Below are 16,913 nucleotides of genomic sequence, written 5' to 3'. Positions count from 1 at the left end.
TGAACCGCACCCAATTTGTTAGACAAATAACTAACAATTGGAGGTGCGGTTTTATTATGTCTAGAAAATATAAATTCGAATTAAAAAGAAATGCCGTTGAACATTATTTAAATACAAATGATTCTTTTAAAGTGACTGCCAAAAAATATCAAGTCAGTATATCGTTATTAAAAGAGTGGGTGGCACGTACTAGAGAACAAGGAATAGAGTCCTTAAACTCTAAATGTACAAGGTATGACATTCAGTTTAAAATGGAAGTATTGAATTTTATGAACAATACAGGAGCTTCGCCCCTACAAGCGGCCGCTATGTTCAACGTTCCATCTCCTCGTACCGTTAGGAAGTGGCGATCAATGCTAGAATCACAGGGGATAGATGCTCTTCGTAAAACAAGTAAGGGGTACTCCACTGTGAAGAAGAAACAGGCTATTGCACCTAAGAAAAAACAAAATATTAACTCTCAAAATGATTTACAAAAAGAAATTGAATACTTACGCATGGAAAATGCTTATTTAAAAAAGTTACACGCCTTAATTCAACAAAAACAACAATCTCTGAAAAAGACAAAGCACACATAATATATGAGTTAAGGCATGAATATAAAATTATCGACTTGATTAAAGCGGCTGAAATGGCTCGTAGTACATATTATTACTGGGTGAAACAAATGAGTCGTGAAGATAAATATAACGAGGTTAAAGAAAGTATTAAGCAGATTTTTCAGGAACACCAAGGGCGATATGGCTATAGGCGTATCACACTTGAATTACGTAATCAGGGCTATACCATTAACCACAAAACCGTCCTTCGCTTAATGAATCAATTAGGGTTAAAATCGTTGGTAAGAATCACTAAATACCGCTCTTATCGCGGGAAGGTTGGGAAGGTAGCGCCAAATGTCTTGAAGCGTGATTTCAAGGCCTCTAAGCCTAATGAAAAGTGGGTTACAGATGTTACTGAAGTTCATTTGTTTGGTGAAAAACTCTACCTATCTCCTATTCTAGACTTGTTTAATGGTGAGATTATTTCCTATAATATTGAGAAACGCCCTACATTCCTTCTAGTCGAAAGGATGTTAGATAAGGCTTTAAAATGCTTGGATAAAGAAGATACTCCTATCCTTCATTCAGATCAAGGTTGGCACTATCAAATGGATAGATATCAATATATTTTAAGAGAAAATAATATAACTCAAAGTATGTCCCGTAAGGGAAATTGCTTAGATAATGCAGTCATTGAAAATTTCTTTGGCTTATTAAAATCTGAATTACTTTATCTTAAAGATTTTGAAAGTATGGAACACTTTAGGGAAGAACTAGAGAATTATATTTATTATTACAATAATAAAAGGATTAAGGCAAAATTAAAAGGATTGCCTCCTGTAAAATACAGAATTCAATCCTTATTAGCTGCTTAAATATATGTCTAACTTTTCGGGTCCAGTTCAAAGCAGGGTGGTTCTCGCTTTTTTGTATACAGAAATTAGCCATGGACCGACGTATCTTCTACCGATGACAACGCCAGCTCCGGTCAGGATACCATACACTAATTTAATGACAAACATCGCGATCATATTATCACCTCCCCCCTTTTTTTAAAATGGAAGAGATGATTGCCACACCTACTAGTTATAGCTTATTAAGTTACGTATTCATTGTATTATGTTTTAAAATAGGGAACAAGATATATAGATAAAAAGCCCTAGTTTTAAATGGTTGGTTTGTCATATACAATTTGCTTGTGAGATGCCTATAAGTTAAGGTTTTCATTCAACTTTACTTCTTGTTAAATAAACAAACAAACATAACTAAAAAAATAAGGATACTGATAACAACGTTCAAATGAAATACACAGTAGAACTAGAAAAAGCAGTAGATCAATAAGAACAAAAATATAGAATTTCAAATACTACACTTGTATTTTATAACCGAAAAACCTAATATTTAGTTTGTTGAGAGAAGTTTCATAAGAAAAACAAGATACTAATATGAGGTGTATCATGAAAAAATTAATTACTTACGACCCTGAAATCCAGATGGCATATTTGTATGTAATTCCATTTACTTCAGAAATTGAGATTGAATCGACTGAAGAATTGGAAGAGAATCCAAAACTAAATTTAGATATAGACCAATTTGATCGTATAGTGGGGATAGAGTTTTTTGGAGAAAATGCTTGTAAATTAAAAGGATTAACAAATAGGAATAAAATATATAAAAAGAAAACTTCAAATGATAATAGCTACATATACTCATTTCGGGTTTCTCAGGACAATCATTCGCAAAAAGTAGCATTTCATCATGTTGTATTTTATTTTGCGGATAAGAAGTATGAAGAATTTACTGGTTTCGATATTATTAAGCCATCTTTGTATGGCTATGACATATTAGACTCTTTAAGTGAGTGTTAGGGAGAAGGAGGACCTTGATTAAATGGGTTCTTTTTTATTTGAGGGGGAATTTCAAAATTAAAAAGCGCCCTGGGAGAAAGACGCTCTTTAGGTGAATGTATCGTAATGACTATTCGGTTTATTATATGTAATTTGATGAGGAAGTGTTTTATAAAAACGTTATTGTCAGCCGAATTTTTTTATGAATTTATAAAACTTTTCCATGGGTTGCGTCGTCTAATATATGGGAAGGAGGAAATGCTGTGGATGAATTAACGATAGAAGCGTTTGAAATAGAAGATAAGGAGGACCTTATCGACGAAATAATGAACAAGTATGGACAAGAAGTCTTACAGCTTGTGTATTCATATGTGAATAATAAAGAGGTTGCGGAGGATGTAACGCAAGATATATTTGTAAAATGCTATAAATCTCTTCATACATATAAAGGGAATTCGAACTTAAAAACATGGTTATGGAGAATTGCGATTAATCATTGTAAGGACTATTTAAAAAGTTGGTATAACAAAAAGGTTATCGTTACAGAGGATGACTTTACGTATATGGAGAGTCAAAAAGAAAGTGTGGAACAAACAGTTATTCAAAATGTTGAGGATAGTAGGCTTGCCTCTGCAGTAATGAATTTACCGATAAAATATCGAGAAGTGATTTATCTATTTTATTATGAAGAGTTATCAATTAAAGAGATTGCTACGGTAATAGAAGTGAAGGAAAACACGATAAAAACGAGGCTGAAAAAAGCGAAGGAACTTTTGAAGAAAGGATTGGAGGAATAATCAAATGGAAGATCGATTAAAAGGCTTGCGAAAATCAATGGAGAACACAACTTTTAAACATTTGAGTTTTTCTAATCAGCACCAGAAGCGGGTGCGTGAAAAAATCAATCAATCGTCCGAAAAGGAAGAAGATGTCCTTTTAGCAGTGTTGCAACTTCTGATAAATGAAAAAACAGGTTATGAATTAATGCAGTTACTGCGTGGGAGAGGGATTCAAAAATTCGAAGGTGATGAAGGGTCTCTATACACTGTATTACATCGTCTAGAGCAGAATCGCTTTATCCAATCTAGCTGGGATCACGAAGGAGCTAAATATTATCAATTAAATGATAAAGGAAACAAGATGCTGCGAAAGGCAGAGAAGAATGCTACGAAGGTGCGATTTATATTAAAAGGCTTAGTACAGGAGTGAGAAAAAATTGAATAAAAAAGGGGAGCGTTTTTTAAAAGAAGTTACGAACCATATTAAATCAAAAGAAGCGAAGGACTTGGTTGCAACTGAACTAAATTTTCACTTAAAACAGGCGAAGAATATGTGGATGGATAAAGGGTTAAGTGAGGAAGTTGCTGAAGATAAGGCTGTTGAGCAAATGGGGAGTCCGATTAAACTGGGACAAGAACTTAACAAACTGCATAAGCCAAAGGTTGATTGGTTTTTACTTATTTTGTTAGTGGCTGCGATGGGGTTAGGTTTTTTGCCAATAATCGCTCTTGGGCATACGAACGATTTACTAATGAACAAAATAATTTTTGTGACTCTTGGAATTGCCACAGCTATTGGGATGATGTTGCTTGATTACCGGAAGCTAGAAAGACTCGGGTGGCTGTTTTATACAATTGGAATACTTATCTTGTTAGCTATAAAATGTTTTCCGACTGGTTACGTGATTGGGGAAGCAATAATAAAAATTGGCCCCATCAAAATTGATTGTTTAATGACGATACCATTCTTCTTTCTAGCTTGGACTTCTTTTTTCGATAATAGTAGGTTAAAGTTTATGCATCTTCTTATGTTGTACGTATTTTCTTTATATCTATTTTCAACTACAGCAATTCTTTTACACATTTTCATCTATATTACGATGGTATTCGTTATGCTTTGGTGGAGTAAGCTAGGAAAGAAAACGGCATGGCTCATTACGATTTTACCTATTGTACCATTGATTATTAGGGATCTATTTTCCTGGTCTGCTGTAAAAGAATATCGGATAGCTAGAATTTTAGGATTTATAAACCCAGCGCATGATCAATGGGATTTACGTTTACAAGAGGCGATGTCTTCAGCAGGTTGGTTTGGTACATATGGAAATATAAAGTCTATCCCCGCTACCCATACTGATTTTGTATTTGCGAGTTTGACTTACTATTATGGGTATGTGCTTGCGTTAATTATTGTCTTCATTCTTTCTCTTTTTGCAGTAAGAATAATGAACATAGCTTATAAAATAAATGACGGTTATGGTAAATTGCTCCTCGTTGGCGGAGTGACTCTTTTTATAATCCATTGTATTTGTAACGTTGGCATGATCCTCGGGATATTACCACGTTTTTCTATATCATTACCTTTTATTAGTTATGGATTAGTACCAACTCTATTTCATGCATTTATAATGGGAATCGTACTAAGTGTATATCGACGTAAAGACATTCCAGCGAGAAAATCAGCTTAAAAAACAAACCACCTAGTCCCTATATTTTTTAGGGTGTAGGTGGTTTTATTTACACACTTAACAAGTTTTTCCGTCCTCAACTTCTCCGCATGAATCTGGAATTTGCTTATCTTTTATTAATTGTAATAGAAGTTCAAAAAACTGTTCACGTTGCTCTAATGTGAGGTTTTTCAGAATATCGTCTGCGACCTTGTCTTGGAAAGCGAGTGCCTGCTCCATATTGGATTGTGCACGGTCAGTAAGTTGAATTAATGTAGCTCGGCGATCAGTTGGATCTGGTATACGAATTAGGAGCTTGTCTTGTTCGAGTGCATCGACAAAATCGGTAACTGTACGTGCTTTGACGCCTAATTTAGCAGCTAATGCGTTCATTCGAATGGGACCATTTTCAGAAACGGTGGATAGAACGCGTAGCCTTGGCCCTGTTAGATGATAAGGTGTGTCAAGGGCTGACAATTGAGATTGAAATTCTCTTTGAACATAGTTAGACGATTGCATTAAAATATGGATGATATCTATTGCAGCTGGATAATTTGATTTCATGAATGGGATGACCTCCTCATTATTTTGTAGTTCATTTTTGCACGTTTCATAAATATATTGTATATTATTAGTGAGTATCCTCTCTATATTATAAACAATTAGTGAGTAAACTCATTATATTGTATACTCATAATGTGTGATAGCGGGATAATTACTATTATAACTGATGCGGGGATCTATAGAAAACGATAATAGAGCGAGGTGTATGTAAGGAATTTCAAATCGTTTCAGCATTTAATAGCAATACCCTTAAAAAACATATGTAACGGAGGATTGTACATGACTATTGTAGCATTAGTACTTCAATGTTTATTAATTTTTGCATTTTTCTTTTCAAGTGTGAGTAAAATTGCGGGAGCAAAAATGCAAGTAGAGGCTTTCGCTCATTTAGGTTTACCTCAATGGTTCAGAATTGCGACAGGTTGGATCGCTTTAGTAGGAGTGGCGGGACTGATTTTCGGTTTCTGGAATGAGATCGTATTAGTTTTATCAGCATTATGGATTGCTTGTATTATGCTGGGAGCTGTATTGTCCCATATTCATGTTAAAGATCCAATTGGAAAAATCATGCCAGCAGCCGTGCTTATGATTGTAGCACTAGTTCTTGCGGTCGTTCATTTTTCAGCAGTAACAGAACTTCTATAAAGTAAATTGTAGATTAGTAGATTCGATTGAATAGAGGTAGAAACTGAGCACGTACGATAAAAACGATATCCTCATTATAATAAAATAGTGAGGATATTCATTATGTTGACACTCATTTAAATTTGTATAGATTATGGGAAAGAGAAAAGGAGGTCTACACGATGGTAGATCATTCATCACAAAATGCGGATAAATTGCTAGGAGTTTTAGTCGTTACGCTAATATTTTCGGTTATGAACGGTACGATGTTTAATGTAGCTCTTCCTGAAATCGGTAAAGAATTCAACCTTGTTCCTTCAGAGGTTAGCTGGATTATGACTAGTTATATGGTCGTTTACGCCGTTGGTTCTATCGTGATGGGAAAACTGGCGGATAAATATCGGCTAAAGGATTTGTTGACGTATGGATTACTTATTTTCGCTCTAGGTTCCTTGCTTGGTCTACTTGCTACTGAGTATTGGGTTATCATTTTGGGCCGTGTCATTCAGGCAGCGGGAGCTTCTGTTCTTCCTGCGACAGCGATGATTATTCCGGTTAGGTACTTTGCGCCAGAAAAAAGGGGGCGTGCGCTTGGAACTTCAGCAGTTGGTTTAGCACTTGGTAATGCTTTAGGTCCAGTTGCCGCTGGATTAATTACGAGTTTTGGAAGCTGGAGACTTATGTTTATTCTTTCTTTACTACCGCTTCTGACGCTACCTTTCTTTAGAAAGTATTTAGACAATGCAAAAGGGAAGGCGGGTCGTATTGATATTCTTGGCGGAGGTCTATTAGCTATATCAGTCGCGTTTTTCTTGCTTGCTATTACGCAGATGCAGGTATTGCTATTCCTTGGCGGGATTGTTACGTTAGGTTTTTTTATTCTTCGGATTAGAAAAGCTACGGAACCTTTTATTAAACCGACTCTGTTTAAAAATAAGAATTTTTCGATTGGGCTACTTATTGCTTTTATGACGACAGCAATGAGCTTTAGTATGACATTCATGATGCCGCAATTTCTATCGGCAGTAAATGGATTGACTCCTTCGAATATTGGTTTTGTTTTAGTTCCAGCTGCAATTGCCTCGGCAATTATGGGAAGAAAGGGAGGAAGGGTAGCTGATACTCGGGGCAATTTTGCACTCGTTTTTATTGCCTCAGTATTCATATTCCTAGCTTTCTCATTATTATCTACTTTCATCGGGGTCTCGGCTTTTGTCATAGCACTGATTTTAATTTTTGGAAATGTAGGACAGACCTTTATGCAGATTTCGATGTCTAATACAATTTCACAAACACTGTCAAAGGAAGAGACAGGTGTTGGAATGGGATTACTGTCGATGATTAATTTCATATCTGGTGCGATGGCTATGAGTGTAGTAGGGAAATTACTTGACAAAGGTTCTACTTCACTAAAGCTAAATCCTTTTGTTGCAAATGAAGCTGCAAATATGTATAGTAATATCTTCGGCGTGATGTCATTATTGATCCTACTTGTAGTTGTGCTGTATCGTTTTCAATTTGGTACGGGTACTTCTACGTTAAATATGACTAGCAAAGTTAATAAAAGTTTATAAAAGAATACGAGGAGGTTTATGTATGAATGCTCAAACTGCGTCTGTTTCTTCGCAGTCAAAGGATTTTGACAATGTGAAAAGACTCCCCATTTTAATATCAATGATCATTGGGGCATTTTTTACCATTTTGAATGAAACATTATTGAACGTTGCTTTTCCGCAATTGATGATTGAGTTGAATGTAACACCGTCAACTCTTCAGTGGCTTTCAACAGGGTACATGCTTGTAGTTGCTGTACTCATTCCAGCTTCTGCTTTATTAGTACAATGGTTTACAACAAGACAAGTATTCATAGGTGCTATGGTAGTCTTTACTTTCGGTACATTAGTAAGTGCGATTGCGCCAGGATTTTCTATACTATTGATGGGTCGCTTATTACAAGCGGCGGGTACAGGATTAATGATGCCCGTATTAATGAATACGATTCTTCTTCTATATCCTCCTGAAAAGAGAGGAGCGGCAATGGGGAGTATTGGGCTTGTAATCATGTTCGCTCCTGCTATTGGACCGACACTTTCAGGTATTATTTTGGAAACGTTGAATTGGAGATGGCTATTTTATATCGTTCTTCCATTCGCAATTTTTTCTATTGTTTTTGCGTTTATTTATTTAAAAAATGTCTCTGAACCTACTAAACCAAAGGTAGATGTGTTATCTATTCTTTTATCTACAATTGGATTTGGCGGGATTGTTTATGGATTTAGTAGCTCAGGTGAAGGTTGGGATAGTTTCCAGGTGTATGGCATAATCCTAATTGGTCTTGTAGCACTTCTATTCTTCGTATTACGTCAATTGAAATTGAAAGAGCCATTACTAGACCTTAGTGCATTTAGGTATCCGATGTTTACGCTCACGACAATTTTATTGACGATCATGATGATGACGATGTTCTCGACGATGACGTTACTACCATTTCTATTCCAAGGTGCTTTAGGCTTAACTGTATACGCCACTGGTCTTATCATGCTTCCAGGTAGCCTATTGAATGGTCTGCTTTCTCCAGTTTCAGGAAAGCTCTTTGATAAATTTGGTCCAAGAGCGCTTATTATTCCTGGGACGATATTGTTAGCAGGTGTGATGTGGTTCTTTACACAAGTAACGGCAGATACGTCTAAAATAACTTTCATCCTATTACATGTCACTATGATGGTATCTATTTCAATGATCATGATGCCAGCGCAAACGAACGGTTTGAACCAACTTCCGAAGCGATTTTATCCTCACGGAACAGCTATTTTAAATACTCTATCACAAGTAGCGGGTGCGGTAGGAGTTGCGTTCTTTATTAGCGTTATGACTTCCGGACAAAAGAAATATTTGGATGCATCTTCAAATCCAACTGACCCAGCTCAATTGACAGAAGCGATGGTTTCAGGCGTGCATAACGCATTTACGATTGGCTTTGGTTTAGCGCTACTTGCGGTCGTTGTAGCTTTGTTTATAAAACGTTCGCAGACCTCAGAAAATTAAGGGGCGAAGTAAAGAGGGTATGCCGAGGGCTACCCTCTTTATTATTTTGTTCCTACATAGTAATTTGATTTGGGTTCCTTCTTATTAAAGTAGTATTTTTCGGATAGCACACCTGTTTAAATTTATAATAGAACAACTCTAACTTAGCGATAAAGTTTCATTTTATGTTTAAATAAGTGAACTCGCTTTAATAGAAGTACACAATTCAGAACGAGAAATTGATTCGGCTAATTGTTGTAAATAAGCATGTTCTGTCATATTTTTTTCATAAGTGTTAGGATCCAATAAAGGTGAAGAAAGAAGTATATCAATCGTAAGTATGTCTGCATCATGAGAAATGATGTTATAACCTGCAAATACAGGTCGTTTTAAGTCTTTTACTTTTTGAATCATCTGCTGGAATTTCGTAACACTTATATTGATTTGTGCGAATGGAAAGCATTTTTGGGTAGGATTCTCGATGGTCTTTCTAATTTTATAATCGTATACATAGTAGTGCTTTTCTTGCTGCTCAAGTGTTTGCAACTCTTTCGTTAATAAGTGGTATTTGTCTGTAAGTCTAGTTGTGAGTGTATCGTGTTCTTCAACAACTAATAATGTGAAAGGTCTTGGTGAGGAGATTGAAATGGTGCGGACGTTTAGGTTAGTAAAAGTGGGATTAGATTGTAAAATGGTATGTAATTTTTCGGCAGGAAATTCACCTTCATAAATAGCAATAAAATAATGATTCATTATTTCACTCCTTACTTTTTCTAAAATGATATATTCTACTTTAAAGGTGTAAATCCTGCACAAAAAAAGAAACACCTTGATTGTTATCAAGGTGTTGTAATAAACTCAAAACTCTCCGAATCAGCCCCAAGTATAAAAGGACTAACTTCGCCAACGCTATAAAGTTGTAATTCATGCATTGCGCGCGTACAAGCAGTGTAGAACAATCTACGAACGCTCTCATCACTGTACACATCTTTAGAAGCATCGTAAATAATAACAGCGTCAAATTCAATACCCTTCGCTAAATAAGCAGGAATCACGACGATGCCTTGCTCATACTCGGCAGAGTTACTTTTCACAAGTTTAATATTCTCGATATGACGAAGTGCTTCGTAGGCAGCGGCACTTTCAGCTGCAGATTTACATATAATTGCGATCGTATTGTGCTGCTCTTTTTGTAGTTCAGCAACTTTGGCAGTAATATGTTCGTGCAGTTCGCTCTCATTCGATACTTTCGTCACTGTAGGTTTCTCACCGTCACGTTCAAAGGCGTGAATGTGCTCTCCTTCCGGTACGAGAGCACGTGTAAATTCAATAATTGGTTTTGTTGAGCGATAGCTACGGGTTAAGTTAATGCCGTTCGTTTCATCTGGTCCGTATAAGCTAGTAAGTGTATTGAAATTCACTGCTTCACTCGCATGGGCAAATATCGCTTGGTTAAAGTCTCCGAGTACAGTCATTCTTGCAGCAGGGAAGAGACGTTTTAAAAACTCAAATTGAAACGGCGAGTAATCTTGTGCTTCGTCTACGAGTACGTGTTTAATCGATCTATTTGTTTGGAAGCCTTCAATTAATTCTTTTAAAAGTAAAAATGGAGTCGCATCCTCGTAATATAGCTTTCCTTCATCAAGCATGTTTACTGTTAATGAGCAAATGTCATCCCACTCTTTCGGTTTTTCCTCAGTAACCCATGATGCATCTGTGAAGAGTTGTTTATATATGCCTGTGAAATTAATGAAACGCAATGTTTGAACACCTTTACGAAGTGGCTTCAATTTTTTACGGACAATCATACGTCCGAGTACTCTTGTTTCTTTCTCAAAATCTTGAAAGGAGTTGTCGTCAAACTCGCCTTTTTTCTGTAAATATTTATAAGCCTTTTGGTATTCATCTTTACTAAGTAATTCAATTTCCTCTTCTACCCAAGGCTTTTTCAGTTCTGTTTTTTCAAGTGCATCTATTTGCTTATTTAGCCAATCCGTTAACTTCTCAATTCGACTATGGAAGCGGAGGGAGGAGTCGGTATTGTAAAATTGCTCTGTAATTTCTTTCGCAGAGACAATTAGCTTTCCTCTAAATTTCATTCCTCTAAATAGCATGCCTGATGATTCAAGAGATTGTCTGTACGTTCTAATCATCTCGAAAAATTGAGTAGATGCTTTAAATCGAATGCTCGCATTTCTCGTTGTATAGGTAGGGTTATTCGTTTCAGTTAGCATATACTCTAATTGTTCATAAGGGTCTTCCACGTCAAATGATTTACTTAGTCTATGGTTTAAATATTCTTGGAATGTCACTTGCTGCATATTTTCTTCACCGAGTTCAGGTAGTACGTTAGAAACGTAGCTATTAAACATAGAGTTAGGGGAGAAGAGAATAATTTGATCCGCTTTTAACCATTCGCGATATTTATATAGTAAGTAGGCGATTCGTTGCAGGGCAGCTGACGTTTTACCACTACCAGCAGCTCCTTGCACGATAAGGAGTCGGCCTTCATCGTGACGGATAATTTCATTTTGCTCGCGCTGAATTGTAGCAACGATGCTTTGCATATGTTTGTTCGTGCCTTTTCCAAGCGCTTGTTGCAAGATTTCATCACCAATTGTAAGGCTCGTATCGAACATAGAATCAATCTCGCCATTTTGAATAATATATTGTAATTTTTTCTCCACATTACCGTGGATTACGCCGCCTGGTGTACTGTATTCAGCAGGTCCTGGTGGATAATCGTAGTACACACTCGAAATAGGTGCGCGCCAGTCATATATAAGAAAGTTTTCTCCGCTAGCATCAGTAAGTGTAGCAACGCCAATATAAATTTGTTCCGCAGCAGATTCTCCTTCTTCTTTGAAATCAATTCTTCCGAAGTAAGGTGCTTTATGCATACGTCTTAATGCGGCAAGTCGATTAAAGGTGTGCTTATGGGTAATTTGTGTAACAGCTAGTGATTGAGCTTGTTGTCTTAAGTTGATAACTGTTTCAAGATAATCATCAAAAGTATCAGTATTCACTTTCACGTCATCCCAAAAGTGTTTACGAATATTGATTACTTCTGCCCGGCGTCTGCCAGTTTCGTTTTCCAGTTTATCAATTTGCTGCGTAATCGTTTCGATTACGGTATCCAATCGTTTTTGCTCTAAATCAAGTTTTTTGTTCATACGTAAGCACTCCTTTAAAAGTGAAAAATAGAGGTTGACTGAAGATGTGTTTTGGTGTACAATTAAGATACGGATAAATACGTTCTTTGTATTTTTTAAAACGTGTTTCTGTACTAATTTAACATAGTTTTTTCATTTAATCAATGATTAATGAGACAAGACTCTAATTTCCTGTATAGTTTGAGGAGGTTAGGGTCTTTTTTGTTTTTAGTTGTTGTATTCTGTATTAACTGCACGAACAATCCTGATTGGTGCTACTAATGATGAGGGGGAGAAAGCTCACCTGATTAAAGGGTCACTTTATTGTATGTTCGAGTACTTATTTATATTTTTTTGTAAATAACATTTTATATTCTTTATATACAGAAAAATAGTTTTATTATTGAAAATATAAAAAATGGCTTATTAAAATTAAATTCCTATTATATACTAAAATATGTATGGAAATGTAATATTTATTTTATACAAGGCTTGCCTTGGGAGGAGAGAGAGAAGTGAAAGAATGTCCAATATGTTTAGATGGGGTGGAATATCCTAAAAATGTTGGGGAATGTCCGAAGTGTAAAAACTTTTTAAGGATGAAAACAAAATCAGCGAATACTACGGTAAATGATGATTTTGCGGATGTATTTGATAATACTTTTTATGAAGAAAAGAAGCCCACACCCCCTAATAAAACAACTGACCCATTTGAATCTACATATACGGAGCAGCAAACAAGTGCAGCGAGAGAAACAATAAAAGTAAGCAAGGCTAAAAAGAATGGATCGATAAAAGGGCAGGTAAGTAATTTTCAGGAAGATGTAATACCAGGTAAAACGCTTGGAAGATGGTTTGATGCATGTATAAAAGGAATTCCATTTATGAAGGATGGATATATGAATACATTCCAAGTGTATGATCAAGATGGTGAAGGACATGAAGTAGTTGTATATGGAAAAATTGTAAGAGGGAAGATTGGAGATCATAATTTAGTTCAAGTGTTTGGAAAGCGAGATCGTCATGGGACAGTAGTAGCTAAGCATATTGAAAATTTAAATAGCAACACAACAGTTTCAGTCAATAGTGGTATGTCAGCAAATAGTGTAAGATTTATGACGGCAATTATTATGTTCTTATTATATTTTATTATTAATTTTGTTATTTCTTTTGACTGGATTGGGCTTGTTAATTTAGTTGTATCTGTCATTTTGACTTTCATATCAAATATATTTGTTGCTATATTACCGTTAATCATCGTTCTTTTCGGAATTTGGATAATGATTAAAAAGGTTTTTCGTTAAATAGATTATGAAAATGAGCACTCAAAAGTATGAGTGCTTTTTTATGCAATCTTTAGTTTATTAATGGGGGGATTTCTTTGCGCTTACATAACATAGATACAGTAGAAATAAGAGAAAAAGATCATTTACTGAGAAAGTCTTATTTGGATAAATCGAATTTAAATCCGGATTTAAATATGGAATCATTGGGACAACTTAGTTTCGTTAAAATAAAAGGTCTTGCAAATTTTTGGGAAGGAAAGGACGAAAAGGAATTTGACTTTGATGCCATTATGAGCGATGTGCTTAGTGGTTTTGCATCTTTACAGTCAACATTTACATTTTTACTGATTGGTAGTCCGAAAGAAATAGGTGTTTATGTTGGAACGGATCAATTCAATCAGTCCATTTTATCTTCTTCATTACACGCTTCATATCCTTATGCCAAATTGCAAGAAGTTGAAATGGATGAGATGTCACAGAAGTTACGTTCCATCGGGAATAACGGAGGAATTATTACAGGTATCCCGACTAATAAAACTTTTGGGGAAAGTAAGAGTCAACAAATTGAACGTTTATGTACCGGGATGTATGGGAGTTCTTGGGCGTATATTGTGGTTGCGAAGTCGATGAGTCCTTTTCAAGTAACGTTAGCGCATGAAAGGGTATTGAATGAAATTGATAACGTAAGTAAGTTTATTAAAGTATCAGAATCAGGTGGAAGTCTAGGTAAGGAATCTTGGGAAGTAACGAACTTAACCATTCAAAAGTACGTGGACAACCTTAATTCATTAGAAGAGAGCATGGATAGTGGAAGAACGATGGGAATGTGGAGAGTTGCTGGATATTATTTGGCGGATCAATTCACAAATGCAACAAAACTACGAAACTTAATTACTTCTGTTTATAATGGTGAACAATCTAAACCGGAGAGAATAAGAACTTTACCTGTAGATAACATTTTATACTATGCATCTAATTTTCAGTTTCCAGCAAATGAATTACCACGCCAGAAGGCAATGAAGCATCCGATAGGAGTATGGGATTTGCATGGTGAAGGGATTACGAAGGAAGTTCATTGTTATAAGTATTTGTATCAAACAATTTTGCCGACCAGAGAGCTTTCAACTTTATGCCAAATCCCGCGGAAAGAAATGCCGGGTTTTTATATTGATCAGTATGTGGAGTTTGATGTTGCGAACCGTCGTTCAATCCATGATGCAAGTAATAATTTTACAGTAGGAAAGATTATTAATGGTAATGAAGAAATAAAGTCGTATGAAAAATTAGAGCCAAGTAATCTCATCTATGATATGGATTTAATGGATTTAAGCCGACATGGTTTAATTGTAGGAATTACTGGTGGAGGTAAGTCCAATACGTCTAAAGGACTACTTCGTAATTTATGGAATAAGCATCGCATTCCTTTTATGGTAATTGAATCAGCTAAACGAGAATATTGGGAAATGTATAATATGGAAGGTTTTGAAGATGTTTTAGTTTTCACCTTGGGAGCGGAGGATGAAAATTCTGTTCCGTATCGAATTAACCCATTTGAAAAAATAGAAGGTGTTCCATTACAGACTCATATTGACTATGTGCTATCAACCTTTAAGGCGAGTTTTGAGCTTTATGCACCAATGCCGCATGTTTTAGAAACTAGCATTTATCAAATATATGAAGATCGAGGTTGGGACATTTTAAGTAATAAAAATAAATACGGTGCAAATGTTTTTCCAACTTTAGATGACTTATATTACAAAGTGGATGTTGTTGTTGATAATTTAGGGTATGATCAACGCTTGAAATCAGATATTACAGCAGCACTGAAGGCAAGGATTCACTCATTACGTGTTGGTGGAAAAGGTGCCATGTTAAATACAGATAAGTCTATTCCAATTGCGGATTTATTGTCCCGACCTGTCATTTTAGAACTAGAAGATATAGGCGACGATGATGTAAAAGCATTTATGATGGGAATTATTTTAGTTCAATTGTATGAATATAGAAGAACGAAGCTTACTAGAAATAAAGGATTTGAACATCTTATTTTAATTGAAGAAGCACATAGATTGTTAGCTAATGTATCAAGTGGTGGGGAAGGGAATGTTCGTGCGAAATCAGTAGAATTTTTCACAAATTTATTAGCCGAAATTCGTAGTTATGGACAAGGTTTTTTAATTGCGGATCAAGTTCCGACGAAACTAGCACCGGATACATTAAAAAATACAAATTTAAAAATTGTACATAGAATAGTTATGCAAGAAGATCGGGAATTAATTGGACAATCTATGAATATGACACAAGAACAAATTGAATATATTAGTTCTTTAAGAAGAGGATTTGCTGCTGTTTATGCAGAAGGAGATATGCGGCCAAAACTTGTACAAATGCCTTATATAAAAGAAGATTTTGATTATCCAAGAAAAACTGTTATTCAAAATGTGAAAGATACAGTGAAAAAAGAATTTCATCACTATGATAGAAAATATGATTTTGGGCCTGCTTGTGCTTTTTGTATGGATAAGTGTAACCGTCGTGAAGAGATGGGGAAAATAAAGGAATTTATTGTGAAGCAAAATTGGTTAAGCGACATGTTAGATGACGCTAAAAATGCAGAATTTAAACCAGATTGGTTTGAGGGCTTGTTTGAAATGTTAGAAAAGAATGGAATGAGCTCACTCCAAAATTATCATACGAGATTATGTAGTTTAAATGTCTTTTTAGGTAACAGAGATTTAGAAGAAAGCTATAAACGAGAAGCGGTTATAAATTATATGAAACATAATCTATTAAAGGATGAATGAATATGAAAGATTTCGATCGAAAAGACCATGTTGATAAAGTAGAGGAAGAAGACAAACTTGAAGAAAAGAAAGAAAAAAGTATAGAGGAAGAAAGCAAGAAGGAGCAGGCTTATAATTTTGATAAATATAATGAACGATTTGAGGGGCGTAAGCAGGAAACGATTGAAGATGAACTTGCTGAAAATAATCGAAATATTAGTTTTGATAAGTATCAAAAGCAATTAAATAAGGACATAACAGAACAACAAAATGAACAAGATGAAATAAATCCTGAAGTAGATTCTCCGGAAGTTATGGAAGCCAAAAAGGTTGAAAAGGAAAATGTTGAGACCGAAAAGCGGCTTGAGAATATGGAAGAAAATGCGGAAGAAATAAAGGAAGCAAAAGAATCTCTAGAAGGAACAAATAGAGGAAAGAATCCAGAGCAAGTAGAAGAAACGCCGAAGCAAGAAGAAACAGATGAAGACAAGAAACTTGAACAGGCGGAAGAAGTAGGAGAAAAGAACCCAGAGCAAGTAGAAGAAACGCCGAAGCAAGAAGGAACAGATGAAGATAAGAAACTTGAACAGGCGGAAGAAGCTGGAGGAAAGAATCCAGAGCGATTGGAAGAAACGCCGAAGCAAG

General features: G+C 35.6%; 15 protein-coding genes. 11 read left to right on the top strand and 4 right to left on the bottom strand.

Going from position 1 to position 16,913, the window contains the following annotated elements; all coding sequences use genetic code 11:
• Window positions 1-56: 56 nt before the first annotated feature.
• Window positions 57-1,417 (top strand): IS3-like element ISBce15 family transposase gene (locus KI369_RS09335; RefSeq protein ID WP_085963576.1). Its coding sequence is split into 2 segments (ribosomal slippage): window positions 57-513 and window positions 513-1,417, totalling 1,362 coding nucleotides; the frame shifts between segments, so codons are not numbered across the junction.
• A 27-nt stretch (window positions 1,418-1,444) separates the two neighbouring features.
• Here KI369_RS09335 and KI369_RS29640 read toward each other — a convergent pair.
• On the bottom strand, window positions 1,445-1,573 hold the full coding sequence (locus tag KI369_RS29640) for a hypothetical protein (protein WP_000561152.1): 129 nt from the start codon (window positions 1,571-1,573) through the stop codon (window positions 1,445-1,447).
• A gap of 426 nt (window positions 1,574-1,999) precedes the next feature.
• Between KI369_RS29640 and KI369_RS09330 the strand changes: the two genes are divergently transcribed.
• The 4 genes from KI369_RS09330 to KI369_RS09315 all read left to right on the top strand — a co-directional run bounded on the left by KI369_RS09330 (window position 2,000) and on the right by KI369_RS09315 (window position 4,856).
• Window positions 2,000-2,410 (top strand): DUF2283 domain-containing protein, encoded by a 411-nt coding sequence (locus tag KI369_RS09330; RefSeq protein WP_212955773.1) that lies wholly within the window; start codon window positions 2,000-2,002, stop codon window positions 2,408-2,410.
• A 242-nt stretch (window positions 2,411-2,652) separates the two neighbouring features.
• A complete protein-coding gene (locus KI369_RS09325) occupies window positions 2,653-3,186 on the top strand; it encodes a sigma-70 family RNA polymerase sigma factor (RefSeq protein WP_212955772.1) in 534 nt (177 codons plus the stop codon).
• 4 nt (window positions 3,187-3,190) lie between these two features.
• Window positions 3,191-3,598, top strand: coding sequence for a PadR family transcriptional regulator (locus KI369_RS09320; protein WP_212955771.1), 408 nt, complete (start codon window positions 3,191-3,193; stop codon window positions 3,596-3,598).
• Between the two features lie 7 nt (window positions 3,599-3,605).
• Window positions 3,606-4,856 carry an FtsW/RodA/SpoVE family cell cycle protein gene (locus KI369_RS09315; RefSeq protein WP_212955770.1) on the top strand — a complete coding sequence of 417 codons (1,251 nt, stop codon included), beginning with the start codon at window positions 3,606-3,608 and terminating at the stop codon, window positions 4,854-4,856.
• A 57-nt stretch (window positions 4,857-4,913) separates the two neighbouring features.
• Here the strand turns inward: KI369_RS09315 and KI369_RS09310 are convergent, their stop codons facing one another.
• The gene (locus tag KI369_RS09310) at window positions 4,914-5,399 is read right to left on the bottom strand and encodes a MarR family winged helix-turn-helix transcriptional regulator (protein ID WP_212955769.1); all 486 of its coding nucleotides are present in this window, start codon (window positions 5,397-5,399) and stop codon (window positions 4,914-4,916) included.
• A 279-nt stretch (window positions 5,400-5,678) separates the two neighbouring features.
• Here KI369_RS09310 and KI369_RS09305 point away from each other — a divergent pair, with 279 nt between their 5' ends.
• The 3 genes from KI369_RS09305 (at window position 5,679) to KI369_RS09295 (ending at window position 9,068) form a co-directional block, all read left to right on the top strand.
• Window positions 5,679-6,044, top strand: a complete 366-nt coding sequence (locus KI369_RS09305; protein ID WP_212955768.1) for a DoxX family protein — start codon at window positions 5,679-5,681, stop codon at window positions 6,042-6,044.
• A 161-nt stretch (window positions 6,045-6,205) separates the two neighbouring features.
• Complete coding sequence (locus KI369_RS09300; protein WP_212955767.1) at window positions 6,206-7,597, top strand: MFS transporter; 1,392 nt, start codon at window positions 6,206-6,208, stop codon at window positions 7,595-7,597.
• A 22-nt stretch (window positions 7,598-7,619) separates the two neighbouring features.
• Window positions 7,620-9,068, top strand: coding sequence for an MDR family MFS transporter (locus KI369_RS09295; RefSeq protein ID WP_212955766.1), 1,449 nt, complete (start codon window positions 7,620-7,622; stop codon window positions 9,066-9,068).
• A gap of 168 nt (window positions 9,069-9,236) precedes the next feature.
• Here the strand turns inward: KI369_RS09295 and KI369_RS09290 are convergent, their stop codons facing one another.
• The gene (locus KI369_RS09290; RefSeq protein WP_212955765.1) at window positions 9,237-9,800 is read right to left on the bottom strand and encodes a hypothetical protein; all 564 of its coding nucleotides are present in this window, start codon (window positions 9,798-9,800) and stop codon (window positions 9,237-9,239) included.
• Window positions 9,801-9,886: 86 nt separating this feature from the next.
• Window positions 9,887-12,220 carry an RNA polymerase recycling motor HelD gene (gene helD, locus KI369_RS09285; protein ID WP_212955764.1) on the bottom strand — a complete coding sequence of 778 codons (2,334 nt, stop codon included), beginning with the start codon at window positions 12,218-12,220 and terminating at the stop codon, window positions 9,887-9,889.
• A 494-nt stretch (window positions 12,221-12,714) separates the two neighbouring features.
• Between helD and KI369_RS09280 the strand changes: the two genes are divergently transcribed.
• From KI369_RS09280 to KI369_RS09270, 3 genes are all read left to right on the top strand, one after another.
• On the top strand, window positions 12,715-13,503 hold the full coding sequence (locus tag KI369_RS09280) for a hypothetical protein (protein ID WP_000656650.1): 789 nt from the start codon (window positions 12,715-12,717) through the stop codon (window positions 13,501-13,503).
• 77 nt (window positions 13,504-13,580) lie between these two features.
• Window positions 13,581-16,289, top strand: coding sequence for an ATP-binding protein (locus KI369_RS09275; RefSeq protein WP_212955763.1), 2,709 nt, complete (start codon window positions 13,581-13,583; stop codon window positions 16,287-16,289).
• A gap of 2 nt (window positions 16,290-16,291) precedes the next feature.
• On the top strand, window positions 16,292-16,913 hold a 622-nt coding region (locus tag KI369_RS09270; RefSeq protein ID WP_212955762.1), incomplete at its 3' end, for a hypothetical protein.

The sequence above is a fragment of the Bacillus sanguinis genome, from assembly GCF_018332475.1.
GTDB classification, from domain to species: Bacteria; Bacillota; Bacilli; order Bacillales; family Bacillaceae_G; genus Bacillus_A; species Bacillus_A sanguinis.
Note: the sequence above shows the minus strand (reverse complement) of the source record. Positions and strands in the feature narration are given on the sequence as shown.

Bases quoted from the DNA above. Each gene is read 5' to 3' on its own strand.
- KI369_RS29640 (WP_000561152.1), bottom strand. From the start codon at position 1,573: ATGATCGCGATGTTTGTCATTAAATTAGTGTATGGTATCCTGACCGGA.
- KI369_RS09330 (WP_212955773.1), top strand. From the start codon at position 2,000: ATGAAAAAATTAATTACTTACGACCCTGAAATCCAGATGGCATATTTG.
- KI369_RS09320 (WP_212955771.1), top strand. From the start codon at position 3,191: ATGGAAGATCGATTAAAAGGCTTGCGAAAATCAATGGAGAACACAACT.
- KI369_RS09310 (WP_212955769.1), bottom strand. From the start codon at position 5,399: ATGAAATCAAATTATCCAGCTGCAATAGATATCATCCATATTTTAATG.
- KI369_RS09305 (WP_212955768.1), top strand. From the start codon at position 5,679: ATGACTATTGTAGCATTAGTACTTCAATGTTTATTAATTTTTGCATTT.
- KI369_RS09300 (WP_212955767.1), top strand. From the start codon at position 6,206: ATGGTAGATCATTCATCACAAAATGCGGATAAATTGCTAGGAGTTTTA.
- KI369_RS09295 (WP_212955766.1), top strand. From the start codon at position 7,620: ATGAATGCTCAAACTGCGTCTGTTTCTTCGCAGTCAAAGGATTTTGAC.
- KI369_RS09290 (WP_212955765.1), bottom strand. From the start codon at position 9,800: ATGAATCATTATTTTATTGCTATTTATGAAGGTGAATTTCCTGCCGAA.
- helD (WP_212955764.1), bottom strand. From the start codon at position 12,220: ATGAACAAAAAACTTGATTTAGAGCAAAAACGATTGGATACCGTAATC.